18 protein-coding genes are annotated in these 21110 nt (G+C 38.8%); 5 read left to right on the forward strand and 13 right to left on the reverse strand.

What is annotated here, in order from left to right; translation table 11 throughout:
- Nucleotides 1-458: 458 nt before the first annotated feature.
- The 9 genes from V6R21_RS29030 to V6R21_RS29070 all read right to left on the reverse strand — a co-directional run bounded on the left by V6R21_RS29030 (nucleotide 459) and on the right by V6R21_RS29070 (nucleotide 10095).
- Nucleotides 459-2231 carry an SLC13 family permease gene (locus V6R21_RS29030; protein WP_334247002.1) on the reverse strand — a complete coding sequence of 591 codons (1773 nt, stop codon included), beginning with the start codon at nucleotides 2229-2231 and terminating at the stop codon, nucleotides 459-461.
- 143 nt (nucleotides 2232-2374) lie between these two features.
- Complete coding sequence (gene cysN, locus V6R21_RS29035) at nucleotides 2375-3646, reverse strand: sulfate adenylyltransferase subunit CysN (protein ID WP_334247003.1); 1272 nt, start codon at nucleotides 3644-3646, stop codon at nucleotides 2375-2377.
- 100 nt (nucleotides 3647-3746) lie between these two features.
- On the reverse strand, nucleotides 3747-4652 hold the full coding sequence (cysD, locus tag V6R21_RS29040) for a sulfate adenylyltransferase subunit CysD (protein WP_334247004.1): 906 nt from the start codon (nucleotides 4650-4652) through the stop codon (nucleotides 3747-3749).
- 426 nt (nucleotides 4653-5078) lie between these two features.
- Entirely contained in the window at nucleotides 5079-5672 is a 594-nt protein-coding gene (cysC, locus tag V6R21_RS29045; protein WP_334247005.1) for an adenylyl-sulfate kinase, read from the reverse strand.
- A 238-nt stretch (nucleotides 5673-5910) separates the two neighbouring features.
- Nucleotides 5911-6936, reverse strand: coding sequence for a dTDP-glucose 4,6-dehydratase (rfbB, locus tag V6R21_RS29050; protein ID WP_334247006.1), 1026 nt, complete (start codon nucleotides 6934-6936; stop codon nucleotides 5911-5913).
- A 50-nt stretch (nucleotides 6937-6986) separates the two neighbouring features.
- On the reverse strand, nucleotides 6987-7838 hold the full coding sequence (gene rfbD / locus V6R21_RS29055) for a dTDP-4-dehydrorhamnose reductase (protein WP_334247007.1): 852 nt from the start codon (nucleotides 7836-7838) through the stop codon (nucleotides 6987-6989).
- A gap of 9 nt (nucleotides 7839-7847) precedes the next feature.
- On the reverse strand, nucleotides 7848-8408 hold the full coding sequence (rfbC, locus tag V6R21_RS29060) for a dTDP-4-dehydrorhamnose 3,5-epimerase (protein ID WP_334247008.1): 561 nt from the start codon (nucleotides 8406-8408) through the stop codon (nucleotides 7848-7850).
- Nucleotides 8409-8460: 52 nt separating this feature from the next.
- Complete coding sequence (gene rfbA / locus V6R21_RS29065) at nucleotides 8461-9354, reverse strand: glucose-1-phosphate thymidylyltransferase RfbA (RefSeq protein ID WP_334247009.1); 894 nt, start codon at nucleotides 9352-9354, stop codon at nucleotides 8461-8463.
- A gap of 102 nt (nucleotides 9355-9456) precedes the next feature.
- The gene (locus V6R21_RS29070; RefSeq protein ID WP_334247010.1) at nucleotides 9457-10095 is read right to left on the reverse strand and encodes a hypothetical protein; all 639 of its coding nucleotides are present in this window, start codon (nucleotides 10093-10095) and stop codon (nucleotides 9457-9459) included.
- Between the two features lie 175 nt (nucleotides 10096-10270).
- Between V6R21_RS29070 and mnmD the strand changes: the two genes are divergently transcribed.
- On the forward strand, nucleotides 10271-10948 hold the full coding sequence (mnmD, locus tag V6R21_RS29075) for a tRNA (5-methylaminomethyl-2-thiouridine)(34)-methyltransferase MnmD (protein WP_334247011.1): 678 nt from the start codon (nucleotides 10271-10273) through the stop codon (nucleotides 10946-10948).
- A gap of 41 nt (nucleotides 10949-10989) precedes the next feature.
- Here the strand turns inward: mnmD and V6R21_RS29080 are convergent, their stop codons facing one another.
- Complete coding sequence (locus tag V6R21_RS29080) at nucleotides 10990-11751, reverse strand: hemerythrin domain-containing protein (protein WP_334247012.1); 762 nt, start codon at nucleotides 11749-11751, stop codon at nucleotides 10990-10992.
- Nucleotides 11752-11962: 211 nt separating this feature from the next.
- Between V6R21_RS29080 and queG the strand changes: the two genes are divergently transcribed.
- Nucleotides 11963-12907 (forward strand): tRNA epoxyqueuosine(34) reductase QueG, encoded by a 945-nt coding sequence (gene queG / locus V6R21_RS29085; RefSeq protein WP_334247013.1) that lies wholly within the window; start codon nucleotides 11963-11965, stop codon nucleotides 12905-12907.
- A gap of 67 nt (nucleotides 12908-12974) precedes the next feature.
- Here the strand turns inward: queG and V6R21_RS29090 are convergent, their stop codons facing one another.
- On the reverse strand, nucleotides 12975-13172 hold the full coding sequence (locus V6R21_RS29090) for a hypothetical protein (protein WP_334247014.1): 198 nt from the start codon (nucleotides 13170-13172) through the stop codon (nucleotides 12975-12977).
- Nucleotides 13173-13464: 292 nt separating this feature from the next.
- On the opposite strand from V6R21_RS29090, the gene V6R21_RS29095 reads away from it, so the two are divergent.
- The 3 genes from V6R21_RS29095 (at nucleotide 13465) to pruA (ending at nucleotide 17872) form a co-directional block, all read left to right on the forward strand.
- A complete protein-coding gene (locus tag V6R21_RS29095; RefSeq protein WP_334247015.1) occupies nucleotides 13465-14943 on the forward strand; it encodes a BatD family protein in 1479 nt (492 codons plus the stop codon).
- 194 nt (nucleotides 14944-15137) lie between these two features.
- Nucleotides 15138-15989 carry a hypothetical protein gene (locus V6R21_RS29100; protein ID WP_334247016.1) on the forward strand — a complete coding sequence of 284 codons (852 nt, stop codon included), beginning with the start codon at nucleotides 15138-15140 and terminating at the stop codon, nucleotides 15987-15989.
- 242 nt (nucleotides 15990-16231) lie between these two features.
- Nucleotides 16232-17872 (forward strand): L-glutamate gamma-semialdehyde dehydrogenase, encoded by a 1641-nt coding sequence (pruA, locus tag V6R21_RS29105; protein ID WP_334247017.1) that lies wholly within the window; start codon nucleotides 16232-16234, stop codon nucleotides 17870-17872.
- Between the two features lie 83 nt (nucleotides 17873-17955).
- On the opposite strand, the gene mnmA is transcribed toward pruA, so the two are convergent.
- Both mnmA and V6R21_RS29115 read right to left on the reverse strand, forming a co-directional pair.
- Nucleotides 17956-19161, reverse strand: coding sequence for a tRNA 2-thiouridine(34) synthase MnmA (gene mnmA, locus V6R21_RS29110; protein WP_334247018.1), 1206 nt, complete (start codon nucleotides 19159-19161; stop codon nucleotides 17956-17958).
- 97 nt (nucleotides 19162-19258) lie between these two features.
- Nucleotides 19259-21043 carry an LTA synthase family protein gene (locus V6R21_RS29115; protein ID WP_334247019.1) on the reverse strand — a complete coding sequence of 595 codons (1785 nt, stop codon included), beginning with the start codon at nucleotides 21041-21043 and terminating at the stop codon, nucleotides 19259-19261.
- Between the last annotated feature and the right edge of the window lie 67 nt (nucleotides 21044-21110).

The raw sequence follows: 21110 nt of genomic DNA on the forward strand, positions 1-21110 counted from the left end.
TAAATTAGCTGAAGGGTTTCTGAACCTTCTCTTAAAACTACTAGGGTTTTGAGCTATGATTCAAGAGGTTGTAATGAATTGCTTCACCTTTATCTAAATGTTAGAGGAATGGTTTCTTTTTTCTCAAAAGGAATTAAGCATATGCAATTTTGGATAGGAACAATGCTAATATTTTTTGGAATATAGGGTGTTTTTAGGGTTTGGACGAAGATGGTACATAACTGATTTTATGTGAAAAAGCTTTTATAAAGTAGAGGTGGGCCTGTGTTGGTTATTAACTTGCCTGTTGGGTATTGGCTTTAACCTACATAAATAATAGAGAGGTAAGTGCATGTATAAATGCAATAGTACTTTGATGAAGTAAGACAGACGAAACGGATTGCCTCTTCAATTTCTACGGGAGGTACAATCGAATTTATCAAAAAGGAGTTAGGTTTGATTAAATCGTTGTTATGTGGTTAGAAGTACCTAACAACCAAATATCCTATTATGGTTAAGAGGTATAATAGGGTTAAAGGCATACCAATTTTGGCAAAATCCCTAAATGTATACCCTCCAGGACCTGCAACAATCAGGTTGGTTTGATAGCCTACAGGTGTCATAAAGGCGGCAGATGCAGCAAAGGCAATGCCTAGGTAGAACGGTGTTCCTTCAACCTGCAAGTTTTCAGCAATAGAATAGGCTATTGGAAAGGATACAGAGACAGCAGCCACATTAGTCACAAATGAGGTAATCAGTACTGTAAATAACATAAGACCAACTAGTACCATTATATTTCCATAGGGAAGAAGGTATGGCAAAGTAGCATCGGCAATCATATCGGCAGCTCCTGTACTAATAAAAAGTTGTCCAATAGCGACTGCGATAACCATTACAGTAAGTAGGTGCAAGTCCAATACTTCTCTTAGTTGTCGTAGTGTAGTAACCTTGAGAAGTACAGCTCCAAACACAACGAACATTAACCCATTAAATAATGGCAAATAGCCAAGCGCAATTAATCCAACTGTTATAAAAGTCCCCAACCAGTAAAGATTAAAACCAGTAGGTTTTTCCAAGGCAACATCTTCCATTTTGGAGAGGATATAAAGATCCTTTTTTAACATACTGATAGAGGCATTCTCGTTGGTTGCGATCATCAGTAAGTCACCATTCCTGAGTCTTAATTCTCCCAATTTTCCACTGATACCTTCTCCATTGCGGTGAACGGCAATAATGGTTGCGTTATATTTTTTACGGAAGTTGGTGTCCTTAATTCTTAATCCTTCAAGGCTTGAGTTAGCAGGAACGGATACCTCCATGATGTGTAGTCTTTCATCAAGGCGGAAGTGTGGCGTTTTTGCCAACTCAATATTTTTATTCTCTTGTACAAGCTTTAGGATAACGTCCAAACTACCTGAGAAAATCAGGCGGTCTCCGGTACGGAATTGGAACTCTCGGCTGTTAATTAGGTTGAAGGTCTCGGTGTCCCTGATAACCTCAATCAGTGAAGCCCCTTCAAGACTACCTAAGTCGGTATTCTTGATTCGTTTTCCAATATAGCTCGAACCCTTTGTCAGTTTGACTTCGATAAAATATGAACGAAAGTGTTCTTTGATGTCTTCCTCTAGCGTACCTCTCTTTGCCAAGTGTTTGTACCCAAACAGTTGTAGGTAAATAATACCCACAATGGTGACCAATATTCCAGGAATGATAAAGTCTGTAAACTTTAACATTGGAATACCATTGCTTTCCAATAACCCATTTAGAACAAGGTTAGTGGAAGTACCTATCAGTGTAATCATGCCTCCCAAAATTGCAGAGAAGGAGAGAGGCATTAATAGTTTAGATGGAGATACTTTTAATTGTTTGGCTTTCTGATAGATATAGGGCATCAACATCACGACAATTGGAGTGTTGTTGAATATGGAGGATATAAAAGCTACAACCACATTCATTTTCAACATAAATCCTCTGCCAGACTTTGAGCTTGCAAAAAGTGAATCAAACAATTGGTTTGTATTGAAGGACTTTTGTACAATGGAAGATGCCATAATCAGCAGAAAGACAGTAAGGATTTGCTGATTGGCCAAGTTTTCCACGAGTACCTTTATGGGCATGACTTCCAAGATTACCAGAATAGATGCAGCCCCAATAAATACAACAGAAGGACGATACTTGTCCCAAGCAAGCATTCCTACCATTGCTGTAATGGCAAACAGTACGATCCACTTATGTAAGAGTAAGTCTAGCATATAACCGTATATGGCGAGCTTGAAGGTTTTAATTCAAGTCCTTTTTAGTGGGAAAAAATTCTATTTAGGAAACAGGGAAGGAAAGTGAAGTCATGTAAAAATAGAGATGCAGCTTATTCAGACTGCATCTCTATGTATATAAACTAATTGCGATTCATAATCATACCTGCAGCAACAGTTTCATTGGTAGAATCATCTACTAGAATAATACTACCTGTAATACGGTTGCGATTATAAGGGTCTGCCAAAAGTGGTTTGGTTGTACGGATTTTAACCCTTACAATATCATTCATCTTAATTTCAGGATCATCTTCAACCCTATGAAGCGAATTGATATCCACTTTGTACAATACATCCTTGATCATTGCTTTTACCTCATTGGTAGTATGTTTCAATGTGTATTTTGTACGTGGAAGAGGTCCCTTGTTGTTTAACCAGCAAAGCATTACATCAACATCCTGAATGGCTTCAGGTTTGTTGTTGGTACGCACGATCATATCGCCACGGCTGATGTCAATTTCATCTTCCAAAGTCATGGTTACGGACATTGGAGGGAATGCTTCTTCTACAGGACCATTAAAAGTATCAATGCTTTTGATCTTAGACGTAAAGCCTGATGGCATTACTGTCACTTCATCGCCTGGCTTGAAAATACCACTGGAAATTCTACCTGCATAGCCACGGTAATCATGGTATTCATCCGAATGAGGACGGATAACTGTCTGAACAGGGAAACGGCAGTCAATATAGTTATGGTCACTATCAATATGGATAGTTTCCAAAGTGTTCAGTAGCGTTTCACCCTTATACCAACTCATGGCTTCAGATTTATCCACCACATTGTCACCTTTTAAGGCACTGATTGGAATAAAGCGAATATCTTTTACATCCAGTTTGGCAGAAAACTCTTTGTATTCTTCTACCACTTTATCAAATGCTTCTTCACTGTAATCCACCAAATCCATCTTATTAACACAGATGATTACGTGTGGTATTTGTAGAAGAGAAGCAATAAACGAGTGACGCTTAGTCTGTTCAATTACACCTTTGCGGGCATCTACTAGAATCAGGGCAAGGTTGGCTGTAGAAGCACCTGTTACCATGTTTCTTGTATATTGGATATGACCTGGAGTGTCAGCAATGATGAACTTACGCTTTGGAGTAGCAAAGTAGCGGTAAGCCACATCAATTGTGATACCTTGTTCTCTTTCATCTTTCAAGCCATCAGTAAGGTGGGCAAGTTCAATATGCTCCAAACCTTTTCTTTCACTGGATCTTTTTACAGCATCCAGCTGATCTTCAAAAATGGACTTTGAGTCATAAAGCAAACGACCTATCAAGGTACTTTTGCCGTCATCCACACTGCCAGCTGTGGTAAAGCGAAGTAACTGTATATTTTGATTTGTCTCAGACATAGTTCTTCAGAAATTTGGTACTGTAGCCTAGGGGTTCTAAGCTTTCAGTTAGTTTTAATCAAATAAAGAATTCAATGTGGTTTTTAGAAATGAGTACTTTCTAGAAGTAACCCTCACGCTTACGGTCTTCCATTGAAGTTTCAGAACGTTTGTCATCAGCTCTGTTTCCACGTTCAGTTTGGCGCGCAGCCGCTACTTCTGCCACAATTTTTTCCAATGTGTCAGCATCGGATTCAATTCCTCCTGTAATAGTGATATCACCTAATGTTCTGAAGCGTACCATTTTTCTTTCCATCTGCTCTTCAGGGCGGATGGTAATATGTTCTGATACAGGCAACCAAGTATTGTTTCTCCAGATTACATCACGTTCGTGAGCAATGTAAAGTGAAGGAATTGCAATATTTTCATTCAGAATGTATTGCCATACATCCATTTCAGTCCAGTTACTGATAGGAAATGCTCTAAAATGTTCACCTGGGTGGTGCTTACCATTAAACAGGTTCCAAAGCTCTGGACGTTGGTTTTTTGGGTCCCATTGGCCGAATTCATCTCTGTGTGAGAAGAAGCGTTCTTTGGCACGAGCCTTTTCTTCGTCTCTTCTACCACCACCGATACATACATCGAAGCCGTTTTCTTCAATTGTATCAAGCAGTGTTGTTGTCTGTAACCTGTTTCGGCTAGCGTCTTTCCCTGTCTCTTCCCTTACTCGCCCTTCCTGAATAGAACGCTCTACAGAACCCACTACTAACTTGACACCAAGTTCTTCTACAAGGTCATCACGAAACTTGATGGTTTCTGGAAAGTTGTGACCTGTATCAACATGGAAAAGGGTAAATGGAATTTTAGCAGGGTAGAAAGCCTTGCGAGCCAAATGTGTTACTACAATGGAGTCTTTACCTCCTGAAAATAAGATTGCCGGGTTTTCGAATTGGGCAAAAACCTCTCTAAGGACGTAAATGGCTTCTGCCTCTAATTCTTTTAGGTGGTTCAAATAATATTTACTCATGATTACTTCGGCCAATTAAGTTTAGTTTTTCAGATCACTTGATTTATTCCTGCCCTAAGAAAGTTAGTGTAACCTCCTTGATCTATATTATTAATGCTCAGAAACTAATTAATAATACAAATGTTTTATTAAAATAACACAAAGAGTATTCACACACTATGTTATTGGTGATTCTAATTGTATTATACTAATAACATTTTACATAAAAATATATTATTAACCTTTACCTCTTCTTCAAAGTCAATTCAAATGATCCATTGTTATTACTCTATTATTTCCATAGAGTAAGTGTCAAATATAAGCCAAGTTTACAATGATTTGAAGAAATGAAAGAAATATTAAGATAAAATTTATAGATAAAGGTAATTCAATATCAATTCCTTGTAAGTATAGAAAGCATACAAAAGGTAATTAACACTGAAGAAATTAGAGCTTTTTGCTGATAGCTGTCCATAGTTGCTCGATCGCTTCTTCAACAGTATACTGATCGGAAAGAATTTCAACATCAGGATTTTCAGGTGCTTCAAAAGGTGAGGAGATACCTGTGAAGTTGGAGATTTCACCAGCTCTTGCCTTTTTGTAAAGTCCCTTTACGTCTCTTTGTTCACATACTTCCAATGGACAATTCACAAATACTTCTACAAAATTGTCAGCTTCGACAATATCTCTTACTTTTTGTCTGTCTTTAGCAAATGGAGAAACAAAAGCTGACAGTGTAACTACCCCAGCGTCAACGAAAAGGTTAGCCACTTCACCAATTCTGCGAATGTTTTCTTCTCTACTTTCGTCCGAGAAATCAAGGTCTTTGTTGAGACCACTTCTCACATTGTCTCCGTCCAAAATATAGGTATGGACTCCGTTTTCGTGTAGTTTAGCTTCTAGCGCATTAGCAATAGTGGATTTTCCAGAACCTGAAAGACCCGTAAACCAAATAACGAAAGAGCGATGCCCGATTTGTTTATTACGGTCTTCTTTACGCACCTTATAATCGTGCGGAATGATATGGAGTTTCTCTGCCATCGTATGATAAATCTTAATTTAAGATTGATTAGGTATCCAAATATTCATTAAGTGTTACCTGTGTATAGGAAATTTGCAAGGTAATAAAACATTGTATTTTATAATTAAGTACTAAGACAAAAGATTTAAACTTAGTCTCTTAACCTCTTGCGGTTAGATTGTATTAACAAATGAAGTAAAAGGCATGAAAAAGGCTGCCCAACTAATTGGGCAGCCATCATTTGGATCAATTTCGTTTTCAGGAAACTGTTTCCTTGTATTTTTCAAGGTACCACTCAATAGTTTTGACAATACCTGTTTCAAAGTTTTCTTCTGCCTTCCAGCCTAATTGAGTCTCGATTTTTGTGGCATCAATAGCGTAGCGTCTGTCGTGCCCAGGACGATCTTTTACAAATGTGATAAACTGTTTGTAACTGCCATTTTCCAAAGGTTTGTATTTGTCCAGTAGTTCACAAATAGTATTGACAATGTAAAGGTTATCTCGCTCATTTCGTCCACCAATATTATATGTCTCACCCGCTTCACCTTTGTGATAAACAAGGTCAATACCTTTACAGTGATCCATTACATAAAGCCAGTCTCTAATGTTCTGACCATCTCCATAAATTGGAATGGATTGTTTGCCTAATGCCTTTCTGATGATGACTGGAATAAGTTTTTCATCATGTTGTTTAGGTCCGTAGTTGTTGGAGCAGTTAGTTGTCACTACTTGCATACCATAAGTATGGAAATAGCTTCTGACGATCATATCACTGCTAGCTTTTGAGGCACTGTAAGGACTATTTGGGGCATATGGTGTTTCTTCTGTGAAAAGCCCTGTTTTACCCAAGGTACCATATACTTCATCTGTTGATATATGGTGGAATCGACAGTCTTTATAAGCATCTTTATAGGTGAAAGGTGATTCCATCCAATATTTACGAGCAACATCTAAAAGGGTGAAAGTACCATTCACATTAGTACGAATAAATGCTTCAGGTCCCTCAATGGAGTTATCAACATGTGACTCGGCAGCAAAGTGAATTACGCCTTTTATATTATGTTCAGTGAACAATTGCGCTATCAGTTCTCTGTCACAAATATCTCCTTCAACAAATGAGTAGCGTGGATGGTTAGCCGGTATTTCAGCTAGGTTAGCTAAGTCACCTGCATAAGTCATTTTATCGAGGTTGATTACATAGTAATCTTCATATTTATTCAGGAAGTATGGTACAAAGTTGGACCCAATAAAGCCCGCACCTCCAGTTATCAGTATAGATTTCATATTTGTAGACGTAAGTGAGGTATAAGTAGTAAGTTAGATTGTAATAAGGATTATGATTCTAGTTTATCAAGACAAGCTTTGAGACTGTCACGCCAATAAGGTGTTTCAACTCCTAATTGTTTGATCTTGCTCTTGTCCATCACACTGTAGTGTGGTCTGCGGGCAGGAGTGGGATACTGTTCTGTTGGAATTGCATTTACCTTAACAGGAAGTTGCTTTAGTTCAAAGATAGCTTGGGCAAAGTCATACCAACTAGCTACGCCTTCATTGCTAAAATGATAAGTGCCATACTCAGTGGCACCTGATTCAATAATCTGCATGATGGCTTTTGCAAGATCTGCAGCGTAAGTTGGTGTCCCGATTTGGTCAGCGATGATGCTCAGTTCATTTCGTGTTTCAGCAAGCCTTAACATCGTCTTGACGAAGTTTCCACCAAAGGTTGAGTACAACCACGAAGTCCGAAGAATAAAGGATTTATCAGATACATTTCTGACAGCTTCTTCTCCTTGCCATTTGGTTACTCCGTACACACTGATAGGTGCTGCAATATCTGTTTCCTGATAAGGTTTATGATTTTTACCATCAAAGACAAAATCTGTCGAAATGTGAATCAGTACAGTACCTGACTCATGACATGATTGGGCTAGGAGAGAAGCTCCTGTTACATTGACTTTCGTTGCCGTATCCTGTTCACTTTCTGCTTTGTCAACAGCAGTATAGGCAGCACAGTTAATGCAATAGTTGTAATGTGACTTCTGGAAATAAGCACTCACTTCTTGGGCATTTGTAATATCCAGATGAGTGTGATCTGTAAAGTCAAAGTGAAATGGTAAATCGGCAGCTAATAGTTTTAATTCACTACCTAATTGACCATCTGCTCCAGTTACAAGTATCTTTTTCATACTAAGGAATTACAATTGAGAGACTGTTTTTAGGTAAGTATCTAGAGTCGGAAGCTTCTGATCTTTTTCAGATATAGTCAGTTTGCTTTCATCAAGTCCCCAATCGATATTCAGTTGAGGGTCGTTGAATATGATACCACTTTCTGCTTGTGGAGCGTAGAAGTTGTCACACTTATAAAAGAACTCGGCAGACTCGCTTAATACCACAAAGCCATGTGCAAATCCTCTTGGTATAAACATCTGCTTTTTGTTTTCACCACTTAATTTGACTGCAATATGTTGTCCATAAGTCGGTGATTGTTCCCGTAGGTCTACTGCAACATCTAGGACTTCTCCTGATAGTACAGAAACCAATTTTGCTTGGGCAAATTCACCTAATTGTAAGTGAAGACCTCTTAATACTCCAAAAGAGGATTTTGACCTGTTGTCTTGTACAAAATTAGCGGACAGTCCTGTTTCCTTTTCAAAGGTTCTTTGGTTGAAACTTTCAAAAAAGCACCCCCTTTCATCCCCAAAAACGGTAGGCTCAATGATATAGCAATCCTTAAGATTGGTTTCTTGAATGGTCATTCTAAGTTCAAAATTATGAGAGCAGATAACTTTAGGTTATCCGATTCTGGTTTCAGATTAATAGCTCATTATTTACAGCAACGGGTAGTTGTGCTACTTGCTGTAGATATTTCCCATAACCACTTTTCAACAATGGTTCTGCAATTTTAGTAAGTTGTTCCTTATCAATAAAGCCCATACGGTAAGCAACTTCTTCAATACAGCCGATTTTCAAACCTTGCCTTTCTTCAATTACTTTTACAAACTCTCCAGCTTGCATAAGAGAATTGATGGTACCTGTGTCAAGCCATGCAGTACCTCGGTTCATGACACTGACATTCAGTTTTCCTTTTTCCAAATAAACTTTGTTGACATCGGTAATTTCTAATTCACCACGAGCACTTGGTTTAATGCTTTTGGCAATTTCGACAACATCATTATCGTAATAATAGATACCTGGAACAGCGTAATTAGATTTCGGTTTGTTAGGTTTTTCTTCAATAGAAATAACCTTTCCTCCTTCATCAAATTCTACGACTCCATAGCGTTCAGGGTCATGAACATGATAAGCATAAACGATTCCTCCATCAGGATCGGTATTCTCCTGAAGTTTTTGAGAGAGTCCTGTGCCGTAAAATATATTGTCACCAAGTATCAAGGCGACTTTATCATCACCGATAAATTCTTCACCAATGATAAAAGCCTGTGCCAGCCCTTCGGGGTTTGGTTGTGTTTTGTAAGTAAACTTACATCCAATTCGTGAGCCGTCTCCTAGTAAGCTTTCAAAAAGAGGAAGATGTTCAGGTGTGGAAATGATCAGGATATCGTTAATGCCTGAAAGCATTAAAGTGGAAAGTGGATAGTAGATCATTGGTTTGTCATAAACAGGCATTAGCTGTTTACTGATAGCGATAGTAAGCGGATGAAGTCTTGTTCCAGACCCACCTGCAAGAATAATCCCTTTCATGGTATTTTAATGGATTAGAGTTGTTAGAAATAGTTAGGGTATTTAAATCAGTATATTGAAATGAATATTGATAGTAGTTTATGATGTAATATCTCTTTCATCTCAAGTCAAATCTATTAATCTTTTTGCCATTTTCTTAAAATTTCTTACAGTATCTTTGTCTGTACCGAGCTTCATCAGGGTCTCCTCATAAATCTCTTGAAGAGCGTAGAAGTGAGGATTGTGATTTAGTCGGGCCAAGGTTAGTCCTTTGAAACAACGGTGTGATTGATTGTAGATTATATTACAGGGATGCTCAGGATATTTATTGAACTTTATATCCAACATATCAACCCGGCAGTTTTCTTCTAAAAACCTAATACCTGTCGTATACATAAAGTCTTCTACATCTGAGGCGACAGCACCGATATCTTTAGGAGATCTAATGATATACCTGAAGTATTTTTGATTCCGAATACGTCCCAAAGACATGACAACGGTATTACTTTCCAAGGATCTGACATTTGTATGGTACAAATATGGTTGCACGAAATCTTCGACTTTGTCAATGCGGGTGCCGATACTTACTTCCATAATGTGTTCATCGCCTTCGTAAGTGGTTGTAGTGAAAATCACATTCTGAAAACCATCAGGCGTTAGTTTTCTGTACTGATGTTTGCTGGGAATGAAACCGAAATCTCGATCATTGAAGAAATCGTACAGTTCAAAGTGCAGGGCAGCCTCGAATTCAGCAGTTGTCATGGATATAAATGGTTTGCAGCTCAGCTTGGATGTAAGTTTTTAAAGATAATAATAATAGAATTGATATAATACCTGATTTGACCTTGTTCAAGAAAATTCTGTTTCACCGTCATTGTTAGTATTGGTGAAAGTATTATGCATATAGGAATTGACAGGTAAGGTAAATGGATGAAGTATGGAAGATAAGAAAATCAAAATAGTTGAGACGGGTGATGGTTCGAGCACACTTTACAATGAAGAACTCAATGAAACCTATCATTCTTCTCATGGAGCACTAACAGAGTCAAGACATGTGTTTATCAAGGCAGGATTTGCACCTGTAAGCGAAAAGACGAAAGAAGTAGCCATCTTGGAAATAGGCTTTGGAACAGGCTTGAATGCAATCTTGACTATTGAAGAAGCCTTGAAAAATCCAGACATCCAAATCGTTTATACTACTTTAGAACCATTTCCATTAGATAACGATCTGGTAGAAGGCTTGAATTATAAGCAGTTGATTGATGAATCATTACACCCTTACTTTGACCAGTTACATCAGGCTACGTGGAATGAAGATGTACAGATTCTGCCAAATTTTATTCTGCATAAAGCAGATAAGAAACTGGAAGAGTTTGATGCGAAGAACAGACGCTTTAATCTTGTGTATTATGATGCATTTGCGCCAAGCAAGCAGCCAGATATGTGGACAGAAGATAATCTTGCAAAGTGTTTCGCTTTGTCACAAGAGGAATGTATGCTTGTGACATACTGTGCAAGCGGACAGTTTAAGCGTAACCTAAAGTCAGCTGGTTTTGCAATAGAGTCTTATCCAGGCCCTCCAGGTAAGCGAGAAATGACAAGAGGATTGAAGTAAATAGATAAGCCACCTTAATTACTAGGTGGCTTTTTGATTTATTAGTTCATACGGGCTTTTTGGGAGAGTCGGAGTTTCATCCTGTTTTGAAGAGCTATGGCTTTTGGAAACAGGATTTCATTTTCTATACAGGCATGTATCATCAAATCCTCTTCGAAATGTTTTAACTCTGTGTAGATTACTTTTGTGTAAGGAGTTGTACGTTCACATACCTGATATCCGTTGGTTAACTCTCGTAGTCCTGACATTTTATCTTCATCATCGTGATGTTCTTCAGATAAGTGTTTCAAGTCATGGTTTTTCAAATCACGAAACAGCATATATGGATTGAATATACCCCTATCAGCCTGCATCAGTCTTTCTATAAATTTGAAGAGCGTATCTTCTTCTTCATAGATGTGCTTAATAAAGTCTTCTAAAAATACAGGGAAGATTACTTTCATATCTTCAGCTACGGCAGGATTGTCAAAAAGTCTGCTGTCAATATCATCAATCAGTTTAGCGATATAGGGAAGTTTGTAACGGATAAACTTCATATGGGCTACCTTGAGGTACTCGATAACCAGATCAAGGTCATATTTTTTCAGCTCATTGAAGTCAGGTTGTGGATTAGTTGTTTTACCCGCTTCTTCCAATTCTTTGATAACCTTTCCTTTGTCAAGGTTTTTCTGTTGACATATTTTGTCAAGTGTTTCTTCAGAATGTTGATAGAAGGGTACTCCAAAAAAGTGGAGTACTGAAGCATAGGCATAGTTTTCAGTAACTAGTTCAATAACCTTTTTGTGCAGCAAATCCTGTTGCATACAATTATATTTTTGGAGTCAGAGTGAGACTTGATATCTGTTAGTTAAGATATAGAAAGTTAGTGAAAATCAACCAAGCAGCAGATCATTGGGCACAGCCATCATCATTGGTTATCTTTGCACTGAACAGTAGAATTACTTACCAATATAGGAATTCTGTTCATGATATGAATAAGTAGGAACAAAAATAGAATGGGCAGGGCTCAAAAACATGGCAAATGATATTCAAAGGCAACGGTATTCACAAATGATCAAGCAGAAAGCGGCTGACATGGGATTTGATTACTGTGGGATTGCTCAGGCAGGTTTTCTGGAAGAAGAGGCGAGAGGGCTTGAGAAGTGGCTTTCAGAAGGAATGCATGGTGAAATGGGCTATATGGCTAATCATTTTGATAAGCGTTTGGATCCGACAAAGTTGGTACCAGGAGCCAAGTCTGTTGTTGTGTTGATGTATAACTATTATCCAGAAAAGGATGTGGCGAAGGATGATAGTTACAAAATTGCAAAGTATGCATACGGAGAAGATTATCACTTTGTCATTAAGCGTAAGCTGAAAGATTTGGTCAAGTACATTCATGAGGAAATCGGTGAAGTGGAAGGCAGGGTGTTTGTAGATTCGGCTCCCGTGATGGAAAGACAATGGGCACAGAAGGCAGGAGTCGGTTGGATAGGTAAAAACAGCCTTTTGCTGAATAAGCAGATGGGAAGTTTCTTTTTCCTTTCTGAGCTGATTATTGATCTTGATCTAGTACCTGATGGACCAGTAAAAGATTACTGTGGGACATGTACACGCTGCATCGATGCTTGTCCTACAGATGCGATTGTGGATGCTGGAGTTGTGGATGGAAGTAAATGTATCTCATATTTTACCATAGAACTGAAGGATGCTATTCCGAAAGAAGTAGAAGGGAAGTTTGATAATTGGATATTCGGATGTGATATCTGTCAGGATGTGTGTCCGTGGAACCGGTTTTCAAAATCTCATCAGGAGCTGGACTTCGCTCCATCACCCAAATTGGATGAAATGAGTAGGGCTGACTGGGAGGAAATTACAGAAGAAGTATTCAAGGAACTGTTCAGAAAATCAGCAGTGAAACGGACGAAGCTGGCGGGATTGAAACGAAACATAGACTTTGTAAAGCCAAAAGGGCAATAAGTGATCAATAAAAAAACCGACTCTACAGTCGGTTTATTTTTTTGGATACACTTTTGATTAGAAGTTCTTACGCTAAAAGCGTTGCCATTTCAAATGATTCTTCGAGAGAAAGCTCATTGAAAAAGTCAAATTTCGTTTGGCACCATTTCTTAAGTTTAATTGCTTCGTCCTCAGTGAGTAAGTCAATAGCTTTGCTAAGTTCTTTCTCAAAGAGCGTTTGATCAAAAGACACCTTCTCGAGGATGGTTTTTGAATATTCTAGCATGGTGGTTAAACGTTTTAAAAGTTAGTTGATATTTTACTTGGTTAAGCTTGTACTTAAGCCTGTTAAGCTATGTTAAATCATCTTTTGTCTTGGTCAAGATAAGTATTTTTAGCGTTAGCTATTCCTCCTTTACGAGGGTTTAGTGTAAAAGTTACCCTGTGTTAACAAATTAAACCTATTTTAACACTATCGCAATATTTTATACTTAAAAAAGTAAAAAACGTTGGATTTTATGTGGGTAATCACTATCTACTTCATTATTAAGTGTAAGAAAGTATTTATATAATTTAATATGGTGTATAGCAGAATTCAGTCATGTGATTGCAGTGTTCTAAGATACTTGGCTGCAGCTCTACTCATTGTGGTATTGTATTTTTTTGGGGGAGAAGCACAGGCCCAACAAGCTTCCATCGAGTTGGGAAAAACGGAAATAGGCAAAAACGAAAACTTTCAGATCACACTGAAAGTAACCAATGGGAAACTAAGGGACTATAAAGGCTTCCCTGAGATTTCAGGTTTTAGAAAAGGAAGACCTTCTTCTTCTTCAAGCACTACGATTATCAATGGGCAAGTTTCAACCTCACAGAGCATTATTCAATATTATTCTCCTACTAAGGAAGGCACTTTTACACTGAAAGCATTTTCAATGAAGGTGAATGATGAAACTGTCAGCTCACCTGGTGCACAAATTAAGGTAGGGCCTCCTGTACAAAGAAATGCATATGATCCGTTCGCTGATTTTTGGGGAAACCCTTGGGGGAATCGCAAGAATCAGAAGCAAGAGTTTGTTGACGTACCTGATGATGCATTCTTTGCTGTAACTACGGATAAAAATACTGTATATAGAGGTGAGGGTTTTACCATGGATATCTCTTTCTATGTGGCAGTGAATAACCGTGCCGATATGGATTTCTATAAATTGGGAGAGCAGTTGAATGATATCCTGAAAGAGGTAAAACCAAAGAACTGTTGGGAGGAAAACTTCAATATTGAGTCAATCAATCCTGAATATGTGATGATCAACGGGCGGTCATACCGTCAGTACAAGATTCATGAAGCTACTTATTATCCACTCAATACACAGGACATCAATATACCGAGTGTAGGTCTGAAGATGATTAAGTATAAAGTAGCCAAACAGCCTTCTTTCTTTGGCCGTAACCAGCAAAAAGACTTTAAGACATTTTCCTCAAAGACTAAAAGAGTAAAGGTAAAACCACTACCTGAGCATCCGAAAAAAGGCGAAGTGAGTGTAGGTAATTACCGATTGTCTGAGAACAAGGTTGAGACTACGCATGAGACAGGTAAGAGTTTTCTATACAAGTTCACAATTCGTGGAGAGGGAAACATCTCAGCGATTCCAGAGCCACAACTGAAGGAAACAGAAGATTTTATCTTCTATCCGCCAAATGTTACTCAGAATATCAATAGAGCGAATGGAAAGGTTTACGGGACTAAGACTTTCGAATATTATATAGAACCACAGGAACCAGGTAAGTTCAACTTGAAAGACTATATGAGTTGGACATATTTTAACACTAGAAAAGGGACATATGAAACATTGGAACCTAGTGTTTCAATAGAAGTGACGGGGAAAAGTCTTCGTGATGCGAATATAGCCCGTACTGATCTTGGTGGCTTCTATGAAAATATAGATGAACACAACAACAAGTTGTATAGTAGAGAGGATTACGGATGGCAGAAGATCTTAACCAATGCAGTTTTTGGAATTCTTCTGTTGGTAACTGCTCTAGTAGTTTTTAAAAAATAAATACAATCTGAAATGGTTGAATGATAATCCCGGGGAAAACTCCGGGATTATTAATTTTCAAGGATTTTGCTTTACTGCTGATTACATTTGTAGTGTCACAATAAAGAGTGTAAACAGGCAGGGCTATCAGAATGTAAATAGGAGTTAGCCATTTAAGATTTAGATGTAATATTGCTTTCAAGAATCAGAAATTGATGAAAAAAGTATTGAGGAAAACGTTTTGGGCAGTATGCCTGATGTTGGTATGTCTATCCTGCGATGTGTTCGAGAGATTTGTAGATACAGAGCCTCCAACCGTAACAGACTTTCAGATCAATAGGAAGACAGAAGATATTTTGATCAGTCGTGATCTGGATACAGATAGTGCCTTAATCTTTTCTGCATTCTTTATGGATAATTCCCGCATGGGGACATATACGGTTAGTTTTGATCCACTTGATGAAGCGCCTGAAGGATACTTATTTCCGCCGTTACTTGATATCGATACCACTTTTGATATTGGAGGGGCAGAAACCAAGATATTTAGAAAGTACAGACTTAATTCCAGCCAAGTGGCTACAGGGGATTATAATGTAAGACTGAACTTCATGGACTTTGAAGGAAACAGAGGAGAGGAAACATCACTTCCTGTAAGGATTGAAAATCGTGCACCAATGGTGCTTGTAACAAGTTATCCAACAGGTATGGATAGTATTGCGGTTTCTCGTGGTGATACTGTTCGTTTTGACGGTATCGTATCCGATTTGACAGGAGATGCCCAAACCTTAACGATGAACCTTTTCAGGAGGAAGTTTAATTTTACAACCGTCAATCCAAGTGATTTCCTCACTTTTGATACACTAGGGAGTATTAAGGTTGCAATTGATACTGCAGGGGGGGATGATTTGTCATTTACTTTTGAGGCATCCTACTTATTTGACAGCTTGTATGATGAGAATCAGCCTATTAATAGTTTTATGGTAGTGGTTAGTTCTCGGGATGAAACTTCAAGAGAGACCATATTCCCATTAACGGTAGGAATTATAGAACCTATTGCAGGACAGTAGGTTAATATCTCTAAACTTATCATAGTATAAATTGCGAACATCGATTTGAATGGGAGTCGAGATTTTGCCGTTCAACTCTTTTTCATAGATTTGCCGTTCATATGATAGGGGAGACAATTATTTTATAAAAATTCCTGTAAAAAATAGACTCTCCTAACATGTAACCAATATCCGGCACGTGTACTTGTCGGAATTCTAAAACATACAGACGTTTTTTTCAAACTTTTAAAACACATAAATCCATGCCGAAAGGATTTTATAATGTACCGAAAGCGACAAACGAGCCTGTAAAAAGCTACGCTCCGGGTACTCCCGAAAGAGCCGAGCTTAAGGCAATGATTGAGCAGATGCGTTCTGAAGTGATCGAAATTCCAATGTACATTGGTGCAGATGAAGTGAAGACAGAAGATGTAAGAAACTTCACTTCTCCTCATGACCACCAAAGAGTGATTGGAAAATACCACTTCGGTGATAAGTCACATGTGGAGCAGGCGATTAATGCAGCACTTGGCGCAAAAGAAATGTGGGCAGAGTTGTCATGGGAGCATAGAGCTTCTATCTTCCTGAAAGCGGCTGATCTTGCGGCAGGTCCATACAGAGCAAAACTAAATGCGGCAACGGTATTGGGACAGTCAAAAACGGCATTCCAAGCGGAGATCGATTCAGCTTGTGAATTTATTGACTTCCTTCGTTTCAACGTACAATACATGACGGGGATCTATAAGGAGCAGCCAGAATCGTCACCAGGTATCTGGAACAGACTGGAGCAGCGTCCTTTGGAAGGCTTTATTTTTGCCTTGACTCCATTCAACTTTACAGCGATTGCGGGTAACCTTCCTGCGGCTCCTGCAATGATGGGTAACACTGTAGTTTGGAAACCTTCTGATGACCAAATCTACTCAGCAAATGTACTGATGCAACTGTTCAAGGAAGCAGGACTTCCTGACGGTGTAATCAACTTAGTATATTCTGATGGCCCTGAGGCGGGTGAAGTAATTTTCAATCACCCAGAGTTTGCAGGTCTTCACTTCACAGGTTCCACAGGCGTATTCCAGCACCTGTGGAAAACAATTGGTGAAAACATCAGCAAATACAAGTCATATCCTAGAATTGTAGGTGAGACAGGTGGTAAGGATTATATCTTGGCACACAAATCAGCAGATGCGAAAGCTTTGGCTACTGCGATTGTTAGAGGTTCATTTGAGTTCCAAGGACAGAAGTGTTCTGCTGCTTCTAGGGTTTATGTACCTCGTAACCTATGGGCTGAAGTAGAAGGCTATGTGAAAGCAGATATCGAAGATATCATTAGCAATCGCATGGGTTCTCCTGAGGATTTCAAAAACTTCTTCTCTGCTGTAATCAACGAGCGTTCATTCGACAAGATCGCAGGTTACATTGACAGAGCGAAAGAGTCTGACAAAGCAGCGGTAATTGCTGGTGGTGGATATGACAAGTCTAAAGGTTACTTTGTTGAGCCAACAGTAATCAAAGCAGAAGATCCATTCTATGAGTCAATGAAAGAGGAAATCTTCGGTCCAGTTGTAACGGTTTACGTTTATGACGAAGAGTACTTCGATGAGGCAATCTACTTGGTGAACGAGACTTCTCCATATGCCTTGACTGGTGCTATCTTCTCACAAGACAGATACGCAATTGATTATGCAGCCAAGAAATTGGTGAATACAGCGGGTAACTTCTACATCAATGACAAGCCAACAGGTGCTGTTGTAGGTCAGCAGCCATTTGGTGGAGGTAGAGGTTCAGGTACTAACGACAAAGCTGGTTCTATGTTGAACCTGTTGCGTTGGGTATCTCCTCGTACAATCAAGGAAACATTTGTTCCTCCAACCGATTACAAATATCCATTTATGGATAAAGAGTAGTCTTTGGGTGGACTGATAATAAAAAAGCGTGGCGAGTGAGTTTCACTTGCCACGCTTTTTCTTTTTATATACTTATCTATTTATCACGAACCAATTACACCAGATCCGATTAGCTCTTCATCCTTATACCAGGCAGCAAATTGTCCAGCTGCGATACCTTTTTGAGGGTTGTCAAAGATAATATACAAACCATCCGCCTCTCTGTAGAGCGTTGCCATTTCCAGAGGTTGACGGTAACGGATTCGGGTCTCAAAGCGCATAGATTCACCTACTTCCAGCTTCATATCTTCCCTTATCCAGTGGATATCTTCTTCAGCGATGTACAGACCGATTCGGTTTAGTCCCGGATGTTCATCACCTTGACCAGTATAAACCACATTCTGTTTGGTGTCTGTTGCAATGACAAACAAAGGGAGTTTGGTTCCACCGACACCTAGCCCTTTTCTTTGCCCGATAGTATAGTAATGAGCACCTTGATGTCTACCGACTACTTTGCCATCAGTTGGTTCGTAATCATATGGAGCTGTCATAAATTTCAGCTTCTGAATACGCTCTTCAAATGGTAGGGTTTCGGGATCGATATATTGATACTTGTCAGCATCTACCGCAACTTCCACAATGTTGCCTTCTACAGGTAACAGTTGTTGCTTTAAGAAATCAGGTAGTTTTACCTTTCCGATAAAACACAATCCCTGTGAGTCTTTCTTTTCGGCAGTAACAAGATCAAGTTCCTTGGCAATTTCTCTTACTTCAGGTTTCATCAGTTCACCAATCGGGAAAAGTGCTTTGGATAGTTGCTCCTGTGTCAACTGACAAAGGAAATAACTTTGATCCTTGTTGCCATCCTTGCCTGCTTTCAGTTGGTAAACGGTATTGCCTTCAGCATCCGTGGTTTCGCTTTTGCGGCAATAGTGACCTGTTGCTACATAGTCGGCACCCAGTTTCATGGCTGCATCCATGAATACATCAAACTTGATTTCCCTGTTACAAAGTACATCAGGGTTTGGCGTACGTCCTTTTTCGTATTCATCGAACATATAATCAACAATACGTTCCTTGTACTGCTTGCTTAGATCGATGGTTTGGAATGGAATACCTAGTTTCTGAGCAACAAGCAACGCATCGTTGCTGTCATCAATCCAAGGACATTCACCATTGATGGTCACGCTTCCATCATGCCAGTTGATCATGAAAAGACCGATCACTTCATAGCCTTGCTCTTTGAGCAAATAGGCTGAAACACTTGAGTCAACTCCTCCTGAGAGACCCACTACTACTCTTTTTGCCATAACTTTACTTGAAATTTGAGGAGGTAAAGGCTCCTTTTTCAACAAATATCAGAACTGAATACAGTTCCTTTTAATCCTGCAAATTTAGCAGGTTATCTTATTTCTTTATCAACACTTCGTTGCCTCTATTGTTAAAGTCTGTATAGATGCTTTGCATATAGGCTTTCGGGATATTGAGTGTATCGCTATTCTCAGTTCCCTTGTTGACAATATATTGTTTACCAACATTGTCATAAATCAATTCAAGAGAGTCTGAAACAAACCCGTAACCATCATTTAAAGTATAGAATGCAAAGTTGTTTGACTCAGAGGATAGTAGGTTTTTACCGAATTTGTATCGCTTATTGATATCCAATTGGTGGAGAACGGTAGTAGCAATATCTGTTTGAGAACCGTATTTACTGACTACAGTGTCCTGAACAGCCAATGCGCCTCCTGTCCAAACCATCGGGATCTGGTAGCGTTCTCTTGAGTAATATTGGATGTCATCCTTGTATAAGGCGCCATGATCTCCAGTGATAATCACTAACGTATTATCCCACCAAGGTTGCTTTTTGGCTTCAGAGATAAATTCACCTACACATTTGTCAGTATAGTAATAGGAGTTTAAAAACATGTTTGTTTTATCTTCTCCCGGAAAAGCTTTAGGCTCTAAAGGAACATCAAATGGTTCGTGGCTACTGATAGTCAAAGTAGTCAAGAAGAAAGGTTTGTCCTGTGGTTTAGTATTCAGCTCATCTAAGATTCTTTTGAATACATGCTCATCGTGTACGCCCCATTTCGTTGTCCAAAGTTCCTGTGGAAAGTCCAGTTTGTGAATAACCTTTTCAAATCCAGCGATATTGAAATAGGAATTGAAGTTGGCAAAGTTGACATCATTACCGAAAATAAATTCAGTATCGTAACCATGTTTTCTTAAGTCCATGCTAAGGAAATCCATTGTTTCAAGCTTGTTGTTAAACTTGATAATGGCTGTTTTAGGCTGACTTGGATAGCTACTCAAAACTCCCGGTATTCCCTTGTCAGTTCGGTCTCCAGTTGCATAGAAATTAGAGAACAAGACACCTTCTTTAATTAGTTTGCTTAATTGTGGTGTGACACCTTTTTCAGGCCCCAACTCTTCTACAATCTGTGCGTTCAAACTTTCCCAGACGATAAGGATGATATTAGGACGGTCAGTCTTAAGCAGTTTGGTCGTTGTTCCATTATCTTTATACAGATCGGTAAATATTTGTTCCGTGTTTTCCTTGTCAAAGTAATTATTAGGATAGCGAGTCTTGTTGAATTTGGTCAGTGAGTAAAAGGCGTTCCAAACTACATTGATTGCTGAGTGGTTTGGGTATGGCTGTTTATGAAAGTAGACAAATCCAATATTCATTGGAGCCACATCAAAACTGCTTCGGATTGGGACAATAAGTAGTGCAGTTAGTATGATAAAGGCCAATCCCTTCACCCAATTGATTGGTGATAGTAGATTGAATTGTTTAGCCACCACTCGCAAATAAAATCTGAATCCTACCCAAACAGTTAATAGAAGAATAGGGATCAACTTTAATGTAGTACCTATTGGGGCTACGTTTGTTAGGTTATTGTCCCCTCCTATATAGTTCAGTGGCGTAGCATCTAGTCTGAATCCCCAATGTCGATACAATTCCATATCAACTGCTACTAAAAATGCCGAAATCAGCATCCAGAGTAGTGTGTAGAAATTAATGACAGGTCTGATAAAACTCCCTTTAATTCCCACAGTCAACGCTATAATAAGACCTGGAAGCAATGTAATATATCCCGCCATTGCCATATCCATACGTGCACCGTTTAGCATGGCAAGGAACCAATCTGTTATAGGATATTCGATTGTCTTGTCCCAGTTATATGCCATGAACAAGGCTCTTGTACCTAAGAAAAAAACTACCCAAAAAAAGAAGTAGGAAAAGAATATTTTGACT

The sequence above is a fragment of the Limibacter armeniacum genome (genome assembly GCF_036880985.1).
In the GTDB taxonomy this organism is placed as follows: Bacteria; Bacteroidota; Bacteroidia; order Cytophagales; family Flammeovirgaceae; genus Limibacter; species Limibacter armeniacum.

What these genes read in the sequence shown, in the direction of transcription:
- V6R21_RS29070 (WP_334247010.1), bottom strand. Translation starts at nt 10,095, where the DNA reads ATGACAACTGCTGAATTCGAGGCTGCCCTGCACTTTGAACTGTACGAT.
- rfbA (WP_334247009.1), bottom strand. Translation starts at nt 9,354, where the DNA reads ATGAAAGGGATTATTCTTGCAGGTGGGTCTGGAACAAGACTTCATCCG.
- V6R21_RS29090 (WP_334247014.1), bottom strand. Translation starts at nt 13,172, where the DNA reads ATGCTAGAATATTCAAAAACCATCCTCGAGAAGGTGTCTTTTGATCAA.
- pruA (WP_334247017.1), top strand. Translation starts at nt 16,232, where the DNA reads ATGCCGAAAGGATTTTATAATGTACCGAAAGCGACAAACGAGCCTGTA.
- cysN (WP_334247003.1), bottom strand. Translation starts at nt 3,646, where the DNA reads ATGTCTGAGACAAATCAAAATATACAGTTACTTCGCTTTACCACAGCT.
- cysD (WP_334247004.1), bottom strand. Translation starts at nt 4,652, where the DNA reads ATGAGTAAATATTATTTGAACCACCTAAAAGAATTAGAGGCAGAAGCC.
- rfbD (WP_334247007.1), bottom strand. Translation starts at nt 7,838, where the DNA reads ATGAAAAAGATACTTGTAACTGGAGCAGATGGTCAATTAGGTAGTGAA.
- cysC (WP_334247005.1), bottom strand. Translation starts at nt 5,672, where the DNA reads ATGGCAGAGAAACTCCATATCATTCCGCACGATTATAAGGTGCGTAAA.
- V6R21_RS29115 (WP_334247019.1), bottom strand. Translation starts at nt 21,043, where the DNA reads ATGGCATATAACTGGGACAAGACAATCGAATATCCTATAACAGATTGG.
- V6R21_RS29100 (WP_334247016.1), top strand. Translation starts at nt 15,138, where the DNA reads ATGAAAAAAGTATTGAGGAAAACGTTTTGGGCAGTATGCCTGATGTTG.
- mnmA (WP_334247018.1), bottom strand. Translation starts at nt 19,161, where the DNA reads ATGGCAAAAAGAGTAGTAGTGGGTCTCTCAGGAGGAGTTGACTCAAGT.
- V6R21_RS29080 (WP_334247012.1), bottom strand. Translation starts at nt 11,751, where the DNA reads ATGCAACAGGATTTGCTGCACAAAAAGGTTATTGAACTAGTTACTGAA.
- rfbC (WP_334247008.1), bottom strand. Translation starts at nt 8,408, where the DNA reads ATGACCATTCAAGAAACCAATCTTAAGGATTGCTATATCATTGAGCCT.
- queG (WP_334247013.1), top strand. Translation starts at nt 11,963, where the DNA reads ATGGCAAATGATATTCAAAGGCAACGGTATTCACAAATGATCAAGCAG.
- V6R21_RS29030 (WP_334247002.1), bottom strand. Translation starts at nt 2,231, where the DNA reads ATGCTAGACTTACTCTTACATAAGTGGATCGTACTGTTTGCCATTACA.
- mnmD (WP_334247011.1), top strand. Translation starts at nt 10,271, where the DNA reads ATGGAAGATAAGAAAATCAAAATAGTTGAGACGGGTGATGGTTCGAGC.
- V6R21_RS29095 (WP_334247015.1), top strand. Translation starts at nt 13,465, where the DNA reads ATGGTGTATAGCAGAATTCAGTCATGTGATTGCAGTGTTCTAAGATAC.
- rfbB (WP_334247006.1), bottom strand. Translation starts at nt 6,936, where the DNA reads ATGAAATCTATACTGATAACTGGAGGTGCGGGCTTTATTGGGTCCAAC.